The sequence below is a fragment of the Streptomyces chilikensis genome (genome assembly GCF_001642695.1).
Taxonomy (GTDB): Bacteria; Actinomycetota; Actinomycetes; order Streptomycetales; family Streptomycetaceae; genus Streptomyces; species Streptomyces chilikensis.
In genome coordinates, this window is sequence record NZ_LWCC02000005.1 from 198793 (window position 1) to 217164 (window position 18372).

The 18372-nt window shown below is 72.2% G+C and carries 14 protein-coding genes and 2 pseudogenes; 6 read left to right on the plus strand and 10 right to left on the minus strand.

Features of this window, described 5'->3' with window-relative positions; translation table 11 throughout:
- Positions 1-35: 35 nt before the first annotated feature.
- Together glgX and A2U95_RS01050 are read right to left on the minus strand one after the other, a co-directional pair.
- Entirely contained in the window at positions 36-2147 is a 2112-nt protein-coding gene (gene glgX, locus A2U95_RS01045) for a glycogen debranching protein GlgX (protein WP_166020366.1), read from the minus strand.
- Between the two features lie 32 nt (positions 2148-2179).
- Positions 2180-2704, minus strand: coding sequence for a pep a2 (locus A2U95_RS01050; protein ID WP_166020367.1), 525 nt, complete (start codon positions 2702-2704; stop codon positions 2180-2182).
- 251 nt (positions 2705-2955) lie between these two features.
- Here A2U95_RS01050 and A2U95_RS01055 point away from each other — a divergent pair, with 251 nt between their 5' ends.
- The 3 genes and pseudogenes from A2U95_RS01055 to A2U95_RS01065 all read left to right on the plus strand — a co-directional run.
- Positions 2956-3276 (plus strand): DUF5133 domain-containing protein, encoded by a 321-nt coding sequence (locus A2U95_RS01055; protein ID WP_166020368.1) that lies wholly within the window; start codon positions 2956-2958, stop codon positions 3274-3276.
- Between the two features lie 60 nt (positions 3277-3336).
- On the plus strand, positions 3337-5343 hold the full coding sequence (locus A2U95_RS01060; RefSeq protein WP_166020369.1) for an alpha-1,4-glucan--maltose-1-phosphate maltosyltransferase: 2007 nt from the start codon (positions 3337-3339) through the stop codon (positions 5341-5343).
- Positions 5340-6089 (plus strand): annotated as a pseudogene (locus tag A2U95_RS01065) (alpha-amylase family glycosyl hydrolase); the annotation flags it as partial. The gene A2U95_RS01060 and the pseudogene A2U95_RS01065, both read left to right, overlap by 4 nt.
- A 102-nt stretch (positions 6090-6191) precedes the next feature.
- Here A2U95_RS01065 and A2U95_RS01070 read toward each other — a convergent pair.
- Positions 6192-6323, minus strand: a pseudogene (locus tag A2U95_RS01070) (DUF5133 domain-containing protein); the annotation flags it as partial.
- A gap of 5 nt (positions 6324-6328) precedes the next feature.
- Complete coding sequence (locus A2U95_RS01075) at positions 6329-7183, minus strand: SigB/SigF/SigG family RNA polymerase sigma factor (RefSeq protein WP_166020370.1); 855 nt, start codon at positions 7181-7183, stop codon at positions 6329-6331.
- Positions 7184-7649: 466 nt separating this feature from the next.
- Between A2U95_RS01075 and A2U95_RS01080 the strand changes: the two genes are divergently transcribed.
- A complete protein-coding gene (locus A2U95_RS01080) occupies positions 7650-8534 on the plus strand; it encodes an RNA polymerase sigma factor SigF (protein ID WP_166024641.1) in 885 nt (294 codons plus the stop codon).
- Positions 8535-8776: 242 nt separating this feature from the next.
- On the plus strand, positions 8777-9991 hold the full coding sequence (locus tag A2U95_RS01085) for an MFS transporter (RefSeq protein ID WP_166020371.1): 1215 nt from the start codon (positions 8777-8779) through the stop codon (positions 9989-9991).
- 38 nt (positions 9992-10029) lie between these two features.
- Here A2U95_RS01085 and A2U95_RS01090 read toward each other — a convergent pair whose 3' ends face one another.
- The gene (locus A2U95_RS01090; RefSeq protein WP_166020372.1) at positions 10030-10476 is read right to left on the minus strand and encodes a cyclic nucleotide-binding domain-containing protein; all 447 of its coding nucleotides are present in this window, start codon (positions 10474-10476) and stop codon (positions 10030-10032) included.
- 316 nt (positions 10477-10792) lie between these two features.
- Between A2U95_RS01090 and A2U95_RS01095 the strand changes: the two genes are divergently transcribed.
- Positions 10793-11224: a hypothetical protein gene (locus A2U95_RS01095; RefSeq protein WP_166020373.1), complete on the plus strand. Its 432-nt coding sequence runs from the start codon at positions 10793-10795 to the stop codon at positions 11222-11224.
- 73 nt (positions 11225-11297) lie between these two features.
- On the opposite strand, the gene A2U95_RS01100 is transcribed toward A2U95_RS01095, so the two are convergent.
- The 5 genes from A2U95_RS01100 to A2U95_RS01120 all read right to left on the minus strand — a co-directional run bounded on the left by A2U95_RS01100 (position 11298) and on the right by A2U95_RS01120 (position 18310).
- Entirely contained in the window at positions 11298-13577 is a 2280-nt protein-coding gene (locus tag A2U95_RS01100; protein WP_166020374.1) for an FUSC family protein, read from the minus strand.
- Positions 13574-14950 (minus strand): NAD(P)/FAD-dependent oxidoreductase, encoded by a 1377-nt coding sequence (locus A2U95_RS01105; RefSeq protein WP_166020375.1) that lies wholly within the window; start codon positions 14948-14950, stop codon positions 13574-13576. The genes A2U95_RS01100 and A2U95_RS01105 overlap by 4 nt, the downstream gene beginning before the upstream one ends.
- A 153-nt stretch (positions 14951-15103) precedes the next feature.
- Positions 15104-15532, minus strand: coding sequence for a DUF6098 family protein (locus A2U95_RS01110; RefSeq protein ID WP_166024643.1), 429 nt, complete (start codon positions 15530-15532; stop codon positions 15104-15106).
- 93 nt (positions 15533-15625) lie between these two features.
- Positions 15626-17299 carry an FAD-binding dehydrogenase gene (locus A2U95_RS01115; protein ID WP_166020376.1) on the minus strand — a complete coding sequence of 558 codons (1674 nt, stop codon included), beginning with the start codon at positions 17297-17299 and terminating at the stop codon, positions 15626-15628.
- Between the two features lie 126 nt (positions 17300-17425).
- Positions 17426-18310 (minus strand): universal stress protein, encoded by an 885-nt coding sequence (locus tag A2U95_RS01120; RefSeq protein ID WP_166020377.1) that lies wholly within the window; start codon positions 18308-18310, stop codon positions 17426-17428.
- Positions 18311-18372: the final 62 nt, after the last annotated feature.

Genomic DNA, 18372 nt, shown 5'->3' on the forward strand with positions numbered 1-18372 from the left:
CCGCTCCTCCGCGGTCCGCCGTCCGCCGTCGTCCGTCAGCCCGTCGGTGAGGGCCGCGACAGCACCACCAGGCTGCGCGACTCGACGATCAGTTCGGTGCCGGCCTTGTGCTCGGCCTCGTCCGGCATCCCCTGCGGGTCCGCCGTGTCGACCAGCGCCGTCCACCGCTCGCCGTAGGCGGCCGGGGGCAGCCGGAAGACCGTCGGCTCCCAGTGGCTGTTGAGGAGCAGCAGGAAGGAGTCGTCCACCACCCGCTGCCCGTAGGAGTCGCGTTCGGCGATGGCGTCGCCGTTGAGGAAGACGCCGAGCGCGTGGGCGCCGGAACGGTGCCAGTCCTCGTCGGCCATCTCGGTGGCGTCCGGCAGCAGCCACACCAGGTCGGGGAGCGGCTGCCCCTCGTGGACCGGGGTCTCACCGCGGAAGAAGCGGCGGCGCCGCAGCACGGGGTGTTCGCGGCGCAGCGTGATCAGGCGGCTGGTGTAGTCGATCAGCTCGCGCTGCTCCGCGCCGAGACCGCGCCAGTCGATCCAGGAGACCTCGTTGTCCTGGCAGTAGGCGTTGTTGTTGCCCCGCTGGGTGCGGCCCAGCTCGTCGCCGTGACAGATCATCGGGATGCCCTGGGAGAGCATCAGGGTGGCCAGGAGGTTGCGCTGCTGCCGGGCGCGGAGTTCGAGCACGCCCTCGTCACGGGTCTCGCCCTCGACTCCGCAGTTCCAGGACCGGTTGTGGTTCTCGCCGTCGCGGTTGTCCTCGCCGTTGGCCGCGTTGTGCTTGTCGTTGTACGACACGAGGTCGCGCAGCGTGAAGCCGTCGTGGGCGGTGACGAAGTTGATGCTGGCGCGCGGCCGGCGGCGGTCGCGCTCGTAGAGATCGGAGGAACCGGTCAGCCGGGAGGCGAACTCGGCCAGGCTGTCGTCCTCGGCCCGCCAGAAGTCCCGCACCGCGTCGCGGTAGAGGCCGTTCCACTCCGACCACAGCGGCGGGAAGTTGCCCACCTGGTAGCCGCCGTCGCCGAGGTCCCAGGGCTCGGCGATCAGTTTGACGCGGCTGATGACCGGGTCCTGCTGGATGAGGTCGAAGAACGCCGACAGGCGGTCCACCTCGTGGAACTGCCGGGCCAGGGTCGCCGCCAGGTCGAAGCGGAAGCCGTCGACGTGCATCTCGGTCACCCAGTACCGCAGCGAGTCCATGATGAGCTGCAGCACGTAGGGGTGGCGCATCAGCAGGCTGTTGCCGGTGCCGGTGGTGTCGTAGTAGTGCGCCCAGTCGCCGTCGACCAGGCGGTAGTAGGAGGAGTTGTCGATGCCGCGGAAGGAGAGGGTGGGGCCCTTCTCGTTGCCTTCCGCCGTGTGGTTGTAGACCACGTCGAGGATGACCTCGAGCCCGGCCTCGTGGAGCGCCTTCACCATCGCCTTGAACTCGTTCACCTGTTCCCCGCGGGTGCCGCGGGCGGCGTACTCGTTGTGCGGGGCGAAGAAGCCGATGGTGTTGTAGCCCCAGTAGTTGGTGAGCCCCCTGCCCTGCAGGACGCCGTCATGGACGAACTGGTGCACCGGCATCAGTTCGATCGCCGTCACCCCCAGGGAGGTGAGGTGTTCGATCACCGCGGGGTGGGCGAGACCGGCGTAGGTGCCGCGCAGGCGGGCCGGCACCTTGGGGTGGGTGCGGGTGAGGCCGCGGACGTGGGCCTCGTAGATCACGGAGTCCGCGTACGGCCGTCCGGGTGAACGGTCGTCGCCCCAGTCGAAGTAGGGATCGGTGACCACGCCGAGCATGGTGTGACCGGCGCTGTCGGACGAGGACCGGCCGCGCGGGGCCCGCTCGTAGAGCGAGGGGTGGTTGTCGGGCATGCCGTCGACGGCCCGCGCGTAGGGGTCCAGCAGCAGCTTCCGCGGATTGCAGCGGTGTCCCAGCGAGGGGTCCCAGGGGCCGTGGACCCGGTACCCGTAGCGCTGGCCGGGGCCCACGCCCGGCAGGTAGCAGTGCCAGACGAAGCCGTCGACCTCGTGGAGCGTCACCGTGCGGTGCGAGCCGTCGTCGTCGGCCAGGACGAGGTCCACGCGCTCGGCGACCTCGCTGAAGAGCGCGAAGTTGGTCCCCTGGCCGTCGTAGGTCGCGCCCAGCGGACTGGGGCGCCCGCTCCACACGGACGCCCCAGCGCTCCCGGTCCTTCGCCCCGTCACCGCGTCACCACGCTCTCGTACGCGGCGGCGGCCACGTCGGGCGGCGCGAACCCCACCAGGGCCGGGACCGGCTCCTTCTCGCGCGGCAGGTCGAGCGCCTCGGTGACCAGCGGATCGGGGCCGACCGGCACCAGTGGGACCCGTTCCCCGGAGCGGGCGCGCCGGGTGAACCAGATGATCCGGCCGGCGCCCGTGTCGCAGCAGCCCCAGCCGTCGCTGTGCGCGGCGATGTGGGTCAGGCAGGGCCGCAGTTCGAGGTCGGGCCGGAGGTTGCGGTCGTTCTGGCCGACCGCGGTGATCAGGTGCTGACCGTTCCACCACATCTCGATGGAGGTCTTCTTGTCGACGGCGTGCTCGTCGATGGCGCGCAGCAGCACCTCGGCGCCGCGGCGTACGGGATCGACGAGGTTGTCCAGGCTCCAGAACCGGAGATGGGCGGCCAGGATCCGGCCGACCTGGTCGACCCTTTGCGGACCGACCTCCACGTCGAGGTGGTAGTAGCAGGGCACTGCTGTCTTCATCGTCGTTTGCTCCTCACCGGCGAAGCTCCCCGCCTCCTCGTGCCACTTGGCGGACACGAGCCCCGAACACGAAGCGTGAGCGTTGTTCGCTTCTGAGTCACCTTCAGGGTGAGAGTCTTACGCCGTTCGTGCAACCCGGGACGACTCCTGCGGTCGTTGAACCACCAACAAGACGCTGCGTGGTCCCATGTGCACCATGGGTGACAAGCTTGCCCGGCAACCGTCCGAAGCACCGAGAGGGGGCCCGCCCCATGCTGCTCCCCGCCAAGGCCGAAGTGGCCCGGCACCTGAGCCGGTACCGGGCCTGGGAACGGGTGATGCTCGCGTCCCCCGCCGACCCGGCCGTGCGCGACCGCTTCGAGGACTCGGGCTACAGCCTGTGCGCCCTGATGGGCAAGCGCTGTGCGCGCGAGGCGGCCGACGCCGCCGACCGGTACCTGCGCTCCGATCTCGTCTCCTACCTGCGGGAGGAACGGCGCGAGGCGCCGCCTGTGCACCGCGGGCGGCGGTCCTCCGGCCGGTCGGGCCGGCGCGGCCCGCCGGGCGGGCGCCGCTCGCCCGCGGGCCGGTAGGCACCACCGGTCACCGCCCCGATTCCCTCCCGGCATTCCGATCACGTCGAAGGCAGAACCATGAAGCGACCCCAGGCCATCGGCCGCATTCCCGTCCGCGACGTCCGTCCGGCGGTCGAGTGCGGCAGACGTCCGGCGAAGGCAGTGGCCGGCGAGACCTTCGAGGTCACGGCGACGGTATTCCGTGAGGGCCATGACGCGGTCGGGGCCAACGTGGTGCTGCGCGACCCCGACGGGCGGCCGGGCCCGTGGACGCCGATGCGGGAGCTGGCCCCGGGAACCGACCGGTGGGGCGCCCTGGTGACGCCGGACCGGACGGGCCTGTGGACCTACGCCGTGGAGGCCTGGAGCGATCCGGTCGCCACCTGGCGGCGGAACGCCCGCATCAAGGTCCCGGCCCGCATCGACGTGGGACTGGTGCTGGAGGAGGGCGCGGAACTGTTCGCGCGCGCCGCGCGCCGGGTGCCCAAGGGACCGGCGCGGGACGCGGTCCGCGCGGCGGCCCGGGCGCTGGGCGACGACCGGCTGCCGGTGGACGAGCGGTTCGCGGCCGCCTTCGACCCCGCGGCCGAGCAGGCGCTGGACCGTCATCCGCTGCGTGAGCTGGTGTCGGCCTCACGGCCGCTGCCGCTGCTGGTGGAGCGCGAGCGGGCCCTGTACGGCGCCTGGTACGAGTTCTTCCCGCGCTCCGAGGGCGCGGTCGTGCGCGAGGACGGCCCGCCGGTCAGCGGGACCTTCGCGACGGCCGCCGAACGCCTCCCGGCGATCGCCGCCATGGGATTCGACGTCGTCTACCTCCCGCCCGTTCATCCGATCGGGCGAACTCATCGCAAGGGCCCGAACAACACGCTGACGGCGGGCGAGTGGGACGTCGGCGTGCCGTGGGCGATCGGTTCGCCCGAGGGCGGCCACGACGCGGTCCACCCCGACCTCGGGACGATCGAGGACTTCGACGCGTTCGTGGCGAAGGCCTCGGAGCACGGCCTGGAGATCGCGCTGGACTTCGCCCTGCAGTGCTCGCCGGACCACCCGTGGGTGGAGAAGCACCCGGAGTGGTTCCACCACCGGCCCGACGGGTCGATCGCGTACGCGGAGAACCCGCCGAAGAAGTACCAGGACATCTACCCGATCGCCTTCGACCAGGACATGCCGGGCCTGGTCGAGGAGACGGTCCGCGTCCTCAGGTTCTGGATGGCCCACGGCGTGCGCATCTTCCGCGTGGACAACCCGCACACCAAGCCCGTGGTGTTCTGGGAGAAGGTGATCGGCGAGATCAACGCGGCCGACCCGGACGTGATCTTCCTGGCGGAGGCCTTCACCCGCCCCGCGATGATGGAGGCGCTCGCCCAGATCGGCTTCCAGCAGTCGTACACCTATTTCACCTGGCGCAACACCAAGCAGGAACTTACCGATTACCTGAGCGAGTTGTCCGGCGGGTCGGCGGCCTTCCTGCGGCCCAACCTGTTCGTGAACACCCCGGACATCCTGCACGGCTACCTCCAGCACGGCGGCCGTCCCGCCTTCGAGGTCCGCGCGGTGCTGGCGGCCACCCTCTCCCCCGCCTGGGGCGTCTACGCCGGTTACGAACTGTGCGAGAACACGCCCGTGCGCGAGGGCAGCGAGGAGTACCTGGACTCGGAGAAGTACCAGCTCCGCCCCCGCGACTGGGAGGCCGCCGAGCGCGAGGGCCGCACCATCGCCCCGCTGATCTCCGAGCTCAACCGCATCCGGCGCCGGCATCCCGCGCTGCACCGGCTGCGGAACCTCCATTTCCATCCGACCGACAACGACGCCGTCATCGCCTACAGCAAACGCGAGGGCGACGACACGGTCCTGGTGGTCGCCAACCTCGACCCCCACCGCACGCAGGAGGCGACGGTCCGTCCGGACCTGCCGCGACTCGGGCTGGAGTGGCACGACAGCGTGTCCGTGCGGGACGAACTGACGGGTGAGACGTTCCGGTGGGGCGGCGCCAACTACGTCCGCCTGGAGCCCGGCGTCCGGCCGGCCCACGTCTTCCACGTAGAGGGTTTCCGCTCCCAGGCCGGAGGGACCGCAGCGCCATGACCGTCAACGACCCCGTACCGGACACGTTCGAGGACACCCCCGCCCGCGACCGGGACCCGGACTGGTTCAAACGCGCCGTCTTCTACGAGGTGCTGGTCCGGTCCTTCCAGGACTCCAACGGCGACGGCGTCGGCGATCTCAAGGGCCTGACCGCCAAGCTGGACTACCTCCAGTGGCTCGGCGTGGACTGCCTCTGGATTCCGCCGTTCTTCAAGTCGCCGCTGAGGGACGGCGGCTACGACGTGTCGGACTACACCTCCGTGCTGCCGGAGTTCGGCGACCTCGCCGACTTCGTGGAGTTCGTCGACGCCGCCCACCAGCGGGGCATGCGCGTGATCATCGACTTCGTCATGAACCACACCAGCGACCAGCACCCGTGGTTCCAGGAGTCACGCAAGGACCCCGACGGCCCCTACGGCGACTACTACGTCTGGGCCGACGACGACGCCGGGTACGCCGACGCGCGCATCATCTTCGTCGACACCGAGACCTCCAACTGGACCTACGACCCGGTCCGCGGCCAGTACTACTGGCACCGGTTCTTCTCCCACCAGCCGGACCTCAACTACGAGAACCCCGCGGTCCAGGAGGAGATCCTGGCGGCCCTGCGCTTCTGGCTGGACCTCGGCGTGGACGGCTACCGCCTGGACGCCGTCCCCTACCTCTACGCGGAGGAGGGGACCAACTGCGAGAACCTGCCGGCCACCCACCAGTTCCTCAAGCGGGTCCGCAAGGAGATCGACGCGGGCCGGGGGCAGCGCGGCGCCCGCGGCCGGACCCGGGCCGCCGCCGGCGAGCATCCGGCGCGCGGCGGCCAGCGCCGCGCGGACGTCCCGGGTGCCGGTGGAGACACAGAGGGTGTAGGCCAGATCCTCGGACCGCCTGCCGGTGCGCGGACCGCCCCGCTCGGCCTCCTCGGCGAGCAGCGCGTGGTACTCGTCGACGAGCTTGCGCAGGGTCGCGGGGTGCGGCGTCAGCATGGGACCTACTCCTTCACGAAGGCGGTTCGCATGCCCTGGCCGAGGGCTTCCTCCCGTACCCGCGCACAGCTGCGGCTGATCAGCCGCGAGACGTGCATCTGGGAGATGCCCAGCCGGTCAGCGATCCGGTTCTGTGTCATGTCTTCGAAGAACCGCATGTAGAGGATGGCCCGCTCGCGCTCCGGCAGCCGGCGCAGTCCTTCCTTCGCCGCCTCCCGGTCGACCACCACGTCGTACGCGGAGTCGGAGGATCCGAGCGTGTCGGCGAGGCTGTAGCCGTCGTCGTCGGAGGAGAGTTCGGCGTCCAGCGAGAGGGTGCTGAAGCTCTCCAGCGCCTCCATGCCGGTGGCGACCTCGTCCTCGGTGAGCCCCGCGTACTCGGCGATCCGGGCCGTGCTCGGTTCCGGGCTGCCGGGGCTCTGGGTGAGCTCGCGCCGCGCCACGCGCACCTTGTTGCGGAGTTCCTGCACCCGGCGCGGTACCCGCAGGGCCCACATCCGGTCGCGGAAGTGCCGCTTGATCTCGCCGGTGATGGTGGGGACGGCGTAGCTCTCGAACGCGCCGCGGGAAGGGTCGAACCGGTCGATGGCCTTGACCAGCCCGAGAGCCGCGACCTGCCTCAGGTCCTCGACGGATTCCCCGCGGTCGCGGAAGCGGCTGGCGATGCGGTGGGCCATCGGCAGCCACGCCTCGGTCAGCTCCTCCCGCACGGCGTCCCGCTCCGGCCCGTCCTGGAGGGCGGCGAGCCGGGCGAAGGCGGCCGCGGTGTCGGGCGCGTCGTCGTGCGCCCTGCGACCGGAGGCCCGTTGTGCGGTGTTGTGCGAAGTTTCGGAGCGACTTGTCGACATATCGATGACCATGCGATTGAGCTCCTGAGCAGTGGGGGGTCAGGGAACTGCCGCGGAAACGCTGCCCACGGTCGCCGGGAGGTTTCGGGTGCCGGGCGGTGGCGCCGCCGGGCGGCGCGTTTCTCCGGTCCGAAGCACGAAACCCCACCTGCCCCAGGGGTCGGACGGCAAACGCCTCGATCTCCAATATTGTGACTGCCGTCACCCCACCGCGCACGCGGGCGGCTCCCGCGCGGCGTCGGCGCCGCGCCGACTTGCGGTCATTTCGAGCGAAAGCGCTGGTCAGGCCTTGATGAGATCCGCTTCACAGAAAAGTTTTCCTTCGGGTGGAGTAGGAAGCGAAGCTCGGGGCAGGCGAGCGTTGTCACCGTGCATCGGGGTGGCACGCAGCTACGAGGACGAATACGGCGTGTACGAGAATCTCTTCGATGATCTGTACGACGTGTTCGAAGACTGCAGACGATCAGAGAGGAACAGCATGGCAGCCGTGACCGCGGGAGAGACAACGACCACGGCGCAGTGGGAGGTCCGGACCGGGGAGACGACCGCGGGGCTCCCGTACATCGAGGACCCGTCGGCCGTGGCCCCCCGGGACGCCAGGGAACTGTCGCGCGAGTTCCTGAACCGGCTCGCCGTGCTGGAGGAGGGCACGCCGGAGTACCAGTACGCCAGGAACACGCTCATCGAGATGAACCTGTCGCTCGTCCGGTACGCCGCGTCCCGCTTCCGCGGCCGCGACGACTCGATGGAGGACATCGTCCAGGTCGGCACCATCGGCCTGATCAAGGCGATCGACCGCTTCGAGCTGACCCGTGAGGTCGAGTTCACCTCCTTCGCGGTGCCGTACATCGTGGGCGAGATCAAGCGCTTCTTCCGCGACACCAGCTGGGCCGTCCACGTCCCGCGCCGTCTGCAGGAGGCGCGCGTGGAGCTGGCCCGGGCGACCGAGGAACTGCGCAGCCGGCTGGGCCGCACCCCGACCACGCGGGAGCTCTCCGAGCTGATGTCGCTCCCGGAGTCCGAGGTCGTGGAGGCCCAGAAGGCGTCCAACTGCTACACCTCCTCCTCCCTGGACGCCGCGCTCACCCGCGACGGCGGCAACGACGGCGAGGCGGTGCTGGCCGACTTCATCGGCACCGAGGACGCCTCGCTCGAGCTGGTGGAGGACTTCCACTCGCTCGCCCCGCTCATCGCCGAGCTGGACGAGCGCGACCGCCAGATCATCCACATGCGTTTCGTCGAGGAGCGCACCCAGGCGCAGATCGGCGAGGAGCTCGGCATCTCGCAGATGCACGTCTCCCGGCTGCTGAGCCGCATCATCAAGAAGCTCCGCAAGGGCCTGCTCGACCCCTCGGTGGCCTGAGCCCCCACCGCTCGGCTCTCCCCCCCTGCCTCATGCGCGGACCGGCGTACCCACCGGTCCGCGCATGAGGCAGTATTGCGTCGCACCAATAGTTGTACGCACCATCGAGAGAGCGCGCGGTAGTACGTGGACACGAGCAGTCGAAGCGGCGTCGAGGATCACGGCGACGCCGGCAACACCTCCGCGGACGACGCCTCCGCGGCCGGGGGGCCGCCCCGCCGCGCGGCTGGCGCCGGTTCGCCATGGACACCCGCCCGCTGCGACGGCCGGCCTACCGGAGGCTGTGGTCCTCCACGATCGTGACCGCGGTGGGCAGCCAGCTCACCGCGGTGGCGGTCCCCAAGCAGATCTACGACATCACCGGCTCGTCCGCCTGGGTCGGCTACGCCAGCCTGGCCGGACTGGTGCCGATGGTGGTCTTCGCGCTGTGGGGCGGCGCGGTGGCCGACAGCGTCGACCGGCGCAAGCTGCTGCTGGTCACCAACACCGGCATCGCGGTCACCTCCGTGCTGTTCTGGGTCCAGGCGGCGGCCGGGCTGGACTCCGTCGCGGTGCTGATGGTGCTGCTCGCGCTGCAGCAGGCCTTCTTCGGGCTGAACTCGCCCGCGCGGACCGCTTCGGTCGCCCGGCTGGTGCCCGAGGAGGAGTTGCCGGCCGCCAACGCGCTGGGGTCCACCGTCATGCAGACCGGTCTGGTGGCCGGGCCGCTGCTCGCGGGGGCGCTGATACCCGTCGTCGGCCTGCCCGAGCTGTACCTGATCGACGCGCTGGCGCTGTGCGCGACGGTGTGGGCGGTGTGGCGGCTCCCGGCGCTGCCGCCGCTGGACGGCGGGCGGGCCCCGCGGCGGGCCGGCGTGCGGGAGATCGTGGACGGCTTCCGGTACATCGGCATGCAGCAGGTGCTGCTGCTCTCCTTCGTCGCGGACATCATCGCCATGGTCTTCGGCATGCCGCGGGCGCTCTTCCCGCAGATGGCGGAGGAGACCTTCGGGTCCTACGGCCCGGAGTTCGCGCTGGGGCTGCTGTTCGCGGCGATCCCGGTGGGGGCGGTGATCGGCGGGCTCCTCTCCGGCACGTTCTCCCGGGCGCGGCGCCACGGGTGGATGGTGATCGGCTCGGTCGTGGGCTGGGGCCTCGCCCTGGTCGGGTTCGGGCTCACCTCCAACCTCTGGGTGGCCGTGGCCTGCCTGGCGGCGGGCGGGGTGGCCGACATGGTGTCCATGGTGTTCCGCGGGGCCATCCTGCTGTCGGCCGCGACGGACGAGATGCGGGGACGGATGCAGGGGGTCTTCACGGTGGTCGTGGCCGGCGGCCCCCGGCTCGCGGACGTCCTCCACGGCACGGCCGCCGCCGGAGCGGGAACCCGGTGGGCCGTCGTGGGGGGCGGGGCGCTGGTGGTGCTCCTGACGCTGGGGCTGGCCGTGGTCTCGCCGGCGTTGCGCCGCTACCGCGTCTGACGGAGCCGCGCCGCCCGGGGCCGCCGGGAGCCCCCGGGTCAGTGGCGGGCGTGCTGGAAGGACTCGAGGAGCTGGCCCCGGGTGGATTCGAGGCGGAAGGCGAGGATCTCGGCGACGATCCGCATCAGGGAGAGTCCGAGTCCCGCGTCCTCCTCGGACAGCTCCAGGACCGGTGCCGCCTCGAACTCGTAGGCGCGGACCGGGCTGAAGGCGACCGCTCCGAAGTCCCATTCGTGGGGCGGGAACAACCAGGACCAGCCCAGCAGGTCCCCCGCCCCGAGACTCGCCACCGTCACCCGTCGCAACTGCGTGACCTGCTGGTACAGGTCGACACGTCCCGAACGCACCACCCAGAAGCGGTCGGCCACCCCGCCCTGGTCGAAGATCGGGGCGTCCTCCGGGAACGAGACCTCGCGCGCCAGGGCCATCAGCCGTTCCCTGCGTTCCGGAGTCAGCGCGGTCAGCAATTTGATCGGCTTGGTCATCACGGCGCTCCTGCCGGCCGGGCGGACAACGGACACCCCTCCCCCACCCCTCCATTGTCAGCGGGTCCCCCGGAGGAGAGCACTTCGAACGGGTGAAGGATCGGCAAAGCCGGTGGGGGCCGGGAGGAACCGGGCAAGGGCGGCGCCGGGCCCGCGGGACACGAAGAAGACCCCGACCGGACGGGGGAGACCGGTCGGGGCCGCACAGGGTACGACGATCACACGTCGTATGCATGAAGCTTAAACCATCCTCACCCCTTGGGACGAACCGGTCCCCACGATGTGATCGGCGTCCCACTCGGGGAACCCGGGGCCGATGAGCGAACCGCACCTGCCGGACGGCGAACCGGTCGAGCTCTACCTCGACCTGCTGCGTCTCCGTCTGAACCCCGAGGAGTACGACCTCCTGCTCCGCCTGGTCCGGCCCGCCCTGCGGGCGCTCGGCGAGGACGTCGACCTGGCCGATCTCGGCCCGGACGGCGACCGCCCCGACGAGGGTCCGGTGCCGCAGGAGATCCGCGACGAGGCCGCCCTGGTGATCGCGGCAGCGGTCACCGGCCGTCTCGACAACGTCCTGATAGAACTCGACTACGAGGACACGGGCCCCATCCGGGTGGTCACCGACGCGGCCAGCGCCGCCGATCCGGACCGCCGCCGCGAGATCGCGGACTCCCTGCTGCGCCGTCGCCGGGAGGACGAGGAACTGCGCGGCATCGCCGAGGTGAGCGACCTGCCCACCGACTTCTGACCGGCCCCGCCCGCCGGTTCCCGGCCGGCGGGCACCACCGCACCGGGCCCCGGCCGCAGGCCGGGGCCCGCTCTCACGCCGCCCGGCGGCCCTGCCGGGTCCGGGGCCGCAGCGGAACCTCCAGCGGGCGCGCGAGACCGGTGACGGCGTCGTCCAGCCGCCCCAGGTGCCGCAGCACCCGGTCGGTGACGCGCCCGTAGCGGGGCGAGGCGTAGGAGCCGGGCTCGAGCAGCGAGGCGATGCTGGCGCCGGTCTCCAGTTCGCCGGCGTCCTTGCGCTCCTCCACGTGCGCGGCGACGGTCCCGATGTTGCGCACGATCCGCTCCCCCGCACCGGCCAGCCTCGGGTCCGCGGCGATCGCCGTCTGGCTGGGCAGCAGTTCGGCCGTCGCGGCCAGCGACCGGGCGTGGTAGGCGCAGGTCTCCAGCTGGGCGACCACGTACCGCGCGGTGTTCCGCCGGCTGCGCAGCGGGGTGATCGGGTGGGTGAGCGGCTGGGTGGAGGACCGCAGGTCGCCCAGCGCCTCGTCGAGCTCGCGGGCCTGGTCCAGCAGGTCGGCCGAGGGGCCGCCGCTGAGCTGCCGGACCGCGGAGCGGGTGACGTCGGCCAGCCGTTCCAGCACCGTCACCAGGAGTTCGTCGGTGCGGTGCGCGGTGCGCACCGGCAGGATCAGCACCGCGGCGGCCAGTCCGCAGGCGGCCCCCAGCGCCGTCTCCCCCATGCGCAGCAGCAGGACGTCGAAGCTGTAGGTGTTGAGCAGCGTGTAGAGCAGTCCGAGCATCGCCGTGACGAAGAACGACATCAGCGTGTAGGACAGCCGGGCCAGGTAGTGCGTGAGGAAGACCAGGACCAGGACCAGGGCGAAGGCGAGTTCCACCCGCTGTCCCACCAGCCCGGCCAGCACGATGCCCGCCACCACGCCCAGCATGGTGCCCAGCAGACGGCGGTACGCCTTGACCAGGATCTCGCCGGTCGAGCTGGTGTTGACGAAGACGATCCAGCAGGCGAGGACGGCCCAGTACCAGCGTTCCCGGGAGAGCAGTTCGCCGCCCGCGATGGCGAGGACCGAGCCGACGGTGACCTGGGCGGCGGTCCGGGTGGTGGGGCGTTCGAGGCCGCGGCGTTCCTCCTCCTGCTCGTCCTCCTCGGTCTCGGCGCCCGCGATGGCGGCGTCCTCGGCCTCGATCTCCTCACGGGAGCGGGCGGTCTCCGGGCTGTCGTCGGTCTCGTCCGCGGGGCTCCCGCCCAGCGCGATCCGCAGTCCCATCACGGCGCGGGCGGCCTCGCCGACGCCCCGGAAGACGTCGCGGACCGCGGCGGAGGCCTGGGCGGGGAGCCTGTCGTCGTCGCGGTAGCCCAGGAGGCGGTTGCGCACCTGGGCGAGACCGGTGCCGCGGTCCTCGTCGGCGGAGCGCAGCACCAGGGTGCGCAGGGCGAGCAGGTCGCGGTGGAGGGCCTCCACGGCGCGGTCCCGGACGGGCTGGAGGCCGCTCTCAGGCAGCACGGCGCCCGGCAGGTGCAGGGTGAGGGTGTCGGCGCGCTCGGCGCTGCGCGCGGTGAGGATGAGCAGCCCGAGGCGTTCGGCGGCGATCTCGGCGTCGGCGATGCGCCGTTGCACCAGGGAGGCGGCCCGGTCGTCCGGGGTCCCCTCGGTGAGCCGGCCCTGGATCATCATGGCCGTCTCGTGGAGCCGTGCGGTACGGCCGCGCACCTGGTCCAGGGCTTTGTCGATCTGGTCGGGCCCGGCGTCCAGGAGGTCGACCTGGGCGCTCACCAGCTGGGCGAAGCGGGCCCGGAACGCGGCGCGGAGCCGTCCGAGGACCTGTTCCGGGCCGGCCTGCACCACGCCGAAGCGGATCAGCGCGCTGCAGGCGAAGCCGGCGCCGACCGGCCAGTAGAGGCCGGGCAGGCCTTCCGTGCCGACGCCCAGGAACTGGGAGAGGAAGTACGACTGGAAGGCGATCATGCCGAGGGCGAAGCCGCGGTCGCCGAAGCGGCGGCAGTAGACCGCGCCGAAGATGAGCGCCACGAAGACGGCCACCCCGACGAAGGTCCCGCTGAGCAGGGTGCCCAGGGTCAGCGAGAGCCAGGCCACGGGCAGCCCGGCCGTGAGCGACAGCGCCTGCCCGCGCCACCCCTTCTCCCGCACCGCGAAGGTGGCCACCATGGTGGCCATCGCCCCGGCGACCAGTTGCTCGACCCGGGCCCCGAACACGCCCACCACGCCCAGGGTGAGGGCGAGGGAGCTCACGGTGCGCAGGCCGGCCGTGAGCCGCAGCAGGCCCGGGTCGGACGCGGCGACCCGGTCGCGGAAGGCCGCCCGGCCCGCTCGCGCCCGCGCCGCCGCCGTCACGCCTCGCGCAGCTTGTGCCGCTCGACGCGCTCCCGGATCTGCTCCGGCGTCAGGTAGGCGTCGGTGTACTCGAAGTCCTTCAGGGTGGCGGGCTTGCGCGCCTGGAAGCCGGTGCGGACGAAGTCGTCGCCGGCCACCGCGTTGAGCGCCCAGTTGGTCGCCACCCGGGCCTTGGCCACGCCGGTGCGCAGCGCCATCCAGTGGTAGCCGCGGGCCACCGCGAGGGCGGGCACGCCCTTCAGCTCGACGCCCAGCGGCTTGGAGACCGCGTCGAGGCCGCCGAGGTCGACGACCAGGCCGAGGTCCTTGTGGACGTAGGGGCGCAGCGGCTGCTTGCGGATCCTGGCGATGACGTTGTCGGCGACGACCTTGCCCTGCCGCATGGCGTGCTGCGCGGTGGGCGGGCAGACCGCTCCCTCCTCGCCCTTGGCGAGGTCCGGCACGGCGGCGGCGTCGCCCAGGGCGAAGACGTCCGGGCATCCGGGGGCCTTCATCTCCGCGTCGACGACCATCCGTCCCCGGGAGGTCTCGCAGCCGAGGGTGGCCATCAGCGGGCTGGCGGCGACGCCGGCGGTCCAGATCAGGGTGTGGCTGGGGACCACGCGCCCGTCGGTGAAGGTGACCTCGGTGGGCGACACCTTGGCGACCGAGACGCCGAGGGAGACCTCGATGCCGCGCCTGCGCAGGATGCCCAGGGCGGTCTCGCCGAGCTTGCCGCCCAGCTCGGGCATCAGCCTCGGGGCGATGTCGATCAGGTGCCACTTGATCAGGCCGGGGTCCAGCCGCGGGTAGCGCTTGACCGCGTTGTGGGTGAGCCGCTGCAGGCAGGCGGCGGTCTCGGTGCCGGCGTATCCGCCGCCGACCACGACGAACTGGAGCCGGGCGGCGCGCTCGGCGGGGTCCTGGCTGGCGTCGGCGAGGTCGAGCTGCTGGATGACGTGGTCCCGGACGTAGGCCGCCTCGGCGAGCGTCTTCATGCCCCGGGCGTGGTCGGTCAGGCCGGGGATGTCGAAGGTGCGGGTGACGCTGCCGGGCGTCAGCACCAGGATGTCGTAGGGCTCGTCGATCAGCTCGTCGGTGACGGTGCGGATGACGCAGACCTTCGCCTTGCTGTCCACGCCGATGGCGCCGCCGGGGATGATCCGGGTGCGGTAGCGGCTGCTGCGCCGCAGCGAGACCGCGATGGACTGCGGGGTCAGCACTCCGGAGGCGACCTGGGGAAGCAGCGGCAGGTAGAGCTGGTAGGAGAAGGGTGCCACCAGGGTCACGTCCGCCTCGTCGGGCCCGAGCTTCCTCTCGAGGCGGCGGACGCACTCCACTCCCGCGAAGCCCGCGCCCACCACCAGGATCCTGGGTCGTGTCACGATGGCCACCTTTCTGCGGCTTCAGGGTCGGCTGAACGGCCCTGTTCGTACGTCACGGCTTCGTCGGAACGACACGGTCCGAATGCCCCCGAAGGGTCCTTTGATCCCACCGCGATCCGAGGTCTTTCGCCACTCGGGCCGGTTCCGGGGGTGCCGCGGGGATCACCGGCCGCGTTTCAGCGGTCCCCACTCCTCGCGGTGGCGTGCCACCTCGGCGCGGGACGCCTCGATCACCTCGTCGCCCACCCAGCACAGCGGTTCGACGTCCACGACCAGGGGCTCGTTGTCCGGGCCGCGGCCGGCCTCGGCGCCCTTGAGGACCCAGGGGCGGACCTGCGGGCCCTTCTCCCGGGGGAGGTGCTCGTAGTCGTAGACCCGCCGCGCCGCCCAGAGCACGAGGGGGCGGTCGTCCCACCACTTCTCCACGTCCAGCGGGTTGGCGGAGAGTCCGGGCATGAGGATGCCCGTCAGGTCGTCCTTGCTGGAGGACCTGGCCAGGTCGACGTCCGGTCCCTTCGACCAGCGAAGGTACAGCCCGTCCTGTTGCCCGAGGAGCTCCGCGAGCTCGTCGAGCGTGTGCAGGACGGGCATGCCGTCCTGGTGGGCGGATTCCACGCGCGATCACCTCCCGGTAGAACTCCGGGGTACCCGGTGACCGGGTGCGGAATCCACCCTTCCGGCAGGTCAGGCCACGGCGCGGGCGGCCGCGCGGCCCGCGGCGCGGCCGGAGAAGAGGCAGCCGCCGAGGAAGGTCCCCTCCAGCGCGTTGTAACCGTGGACGCCGCCTCCGCCGAAGCCGGCGACCTCGCCGGCCGCGTAGAGGCCTTCGACCGGGGCGCCGCCGGGGCCGAGCGCGCGGGAGTCCAGGTCGGTCTGGATGCCGCCGAGCGTCTTGCGGGTGAGGACGTGCAGCTTGACGCCGATCAGCGGTCCGGCCCCGGGGTCCAGGACCCGGTGCGGGGTCGCCACCCGGCCGAGCCGGTCGCCGAGGTAGCGGCGGGCGTTGTGGATGCCCTGGATCTGGGCGTCCTTGCTGTACGGGTTGGCCAGCTGCCGGTCGCGCTCCTCGATCTGCCGGCGGACCTCGGCGGCGTCGAGCAGCGGCTCGTCGGTGAGGGCGTTCATCTTCCCGACCAGTTCCTCGACGGTGCCGGCGACCACGAAGTCGGCTCCGTGCCGCTTGAACGCCTCGACCGGCGCCGGGGCGCCCTTGCCGAGGAGGCGCTCGCGGAGGAAGGCCTTGCGGTCCTTGGCGGTGATGTCGGGGTTCTGCTCGGAGCCGGAGAGCGCGAACTCCTTCTCGATCATCCGCTGGGTGAGGACGAACCAGGAGTGGTCGTGCCCGGCGAGGTCCCCGGTGGTGCGCAGGTGGCGCAGGGTGCCCAGGGTGTCGTGGCCCGGGAGGCACGGGGCGGGGAGGCGGCGGCCGAGCGCGTCCAGCCAGACCGGCGACGGGCCGGGCAGGATGCGGATGCCGTGGCCCTCCCACACCGGGTCCCAGTTGCGCACCCCCTCGGTGTAGTGCCACATGCGGTCGCGGTTGACCAGCCGGGCCCCGGCGGCCTCGCTGATCCCCAGCATCCTGCCGTCCACGTAGGCGGGAACGCCGGTGACCATGTTCGACGGCGCGGTGCCGAGCCGCTCGGGCCAGTACCGGCGGACGATGTCGTGGTCGGCGCCGATGCCTCCGCTGGTCACCACGACGGCCTGGGCGGTGAGCTCGAACCCGCCGGCCGCGTCACGGTTGGAGGGGACGCCGCGCGGGGAGTCGTCGTCGGCCAGCAGCGTGCCGCGCACACCGCGCACGGCGCCCTGCTCCACGACCAGCTCGTCGACCCGGTGCCGGTGGCGGAAGGACAGCAGTCCGTCCTGGAACGCCTGCTGGGCGTACTTCACGAAGGGCGCGACCACGCCGGTGCCGGTGCCCCAGGCGACGTGGAAGCGGGGCACCGAGTTCCCGTGCCCGCCCGCCCGCAGGTCGCCGCGCTCGGCCCAGCCCACGGTGGGCAGGAAGGTGATGCCGTGGCCGTCGAGCCAGGAGCGCTTCTCCCCCGCCGCCCACTCGACGTAGGCGCGGGCCCAGCGGACGGCCCAGGAGTCCTCGTCGTCGGTGCGGTCGAAGGCGGCGCTGCCCTGCCAGTCGCTCCACGCGAGTTCGAAGGAGTCCTTGACGCGCAGCCGCCGCTGCTCCGGGGAGTCGACCAGGAACAGACCGCCGAAGGACCAGAACGCCTGACCGCCGAGGTTCGCCGGGTTCTCCTGGTCCAGCAGCAGGACCCGCCGCCCCCGCCGGGTGAGTTCGTGGGCGGCGACCAGGCCCGCCAGGCCGGCTCCGACGACGATGACGTCCGCGTCCATGGCGGTGTCCCCTCTGATCAGCTCTCGCTCGTTCGGCCACTGCGTGCCGGCCGGCGGAGCCGGCCGCGCGCCCGCACGCGGTGCGGGCGCGCGGCAATCTAACCCGTGACCTGCGCCGCGGGGAACCTATGCGGTGGGCGCCGGCGGGACGACGGCCACCGGGCTGGCGGCGTGGTGGATCACCGCGTCGGCCACCGAGCCGAGCCGGCTGCCGATCGCGGCGCGGTGGGCGCGGCGGCCGACCACCATCAGGCGGGCCCCGCCGGACAGCGACAGCAGCACCTCACCGGCGCTGCCCATCTCCACGTGCTCGGTCACCCGGACGCCGGGGAACCGCTCCCGCCACGGCGCCAGCGCGGCGGCCAGCGCCTTGCGCTCGAACGGCACGGGGCCGCCCGCCTCGTCCAGCAGCTGGAGCGAGCCGGGGCTGTACGTGAAGACCGGCGGCAGCGACCAGGCGCGCACCGCGCGCAGCGGGGCGCCGGCGGCGGCGGCCGTCTCGAAGGCGAAGCGCAGCGTCTCGGCGCTGTCCTCCGGATCGCCCTGCTGTCCGACGACGACCTCGCCGGCCGCCTCGCTCCCGCCCTTGACGTCGGCACGGATCAGGACCACCGGGAGGTCCGCCTCGGCGATCGCCTGCCGGCCGACGGAACCGAGCAGGAAGCCGAGCAGGATGCCCCGTCCCCGGGAGCCGAGGACCAGCATCCCGGCGCCGTCCGCGGTCTCCAGGAGTCCCTCCGCCGCCTCGCCCCGGCGGACGTGGGTGCTCACGTCCAGACCCGGGTGGCGCTCGGCCAGGCCGCGGACCGAGTCCTCCACGCCCTGCCGGACCCAGCGCTCCTGCTCCTCCGAGGTGCCGCTGCGGTCCTCGGCGCCGCTCACCCGGCGCGGTTCCCACACGTGAGCCACCCGCAGCCCGGTCCCGCGCCGGCCGGCCTCGACGGCCGCCCACTCCAGCGCCGCCAGGCTCTCGGGGGTTCCGTCCACTCCCACGGCGATCGGACGGGTCATCAGCTGCCTCCCTGCTCACGGCCGGCGGCCGCGGTCGTGTCGTCACTCGTTCGCTCGGGACC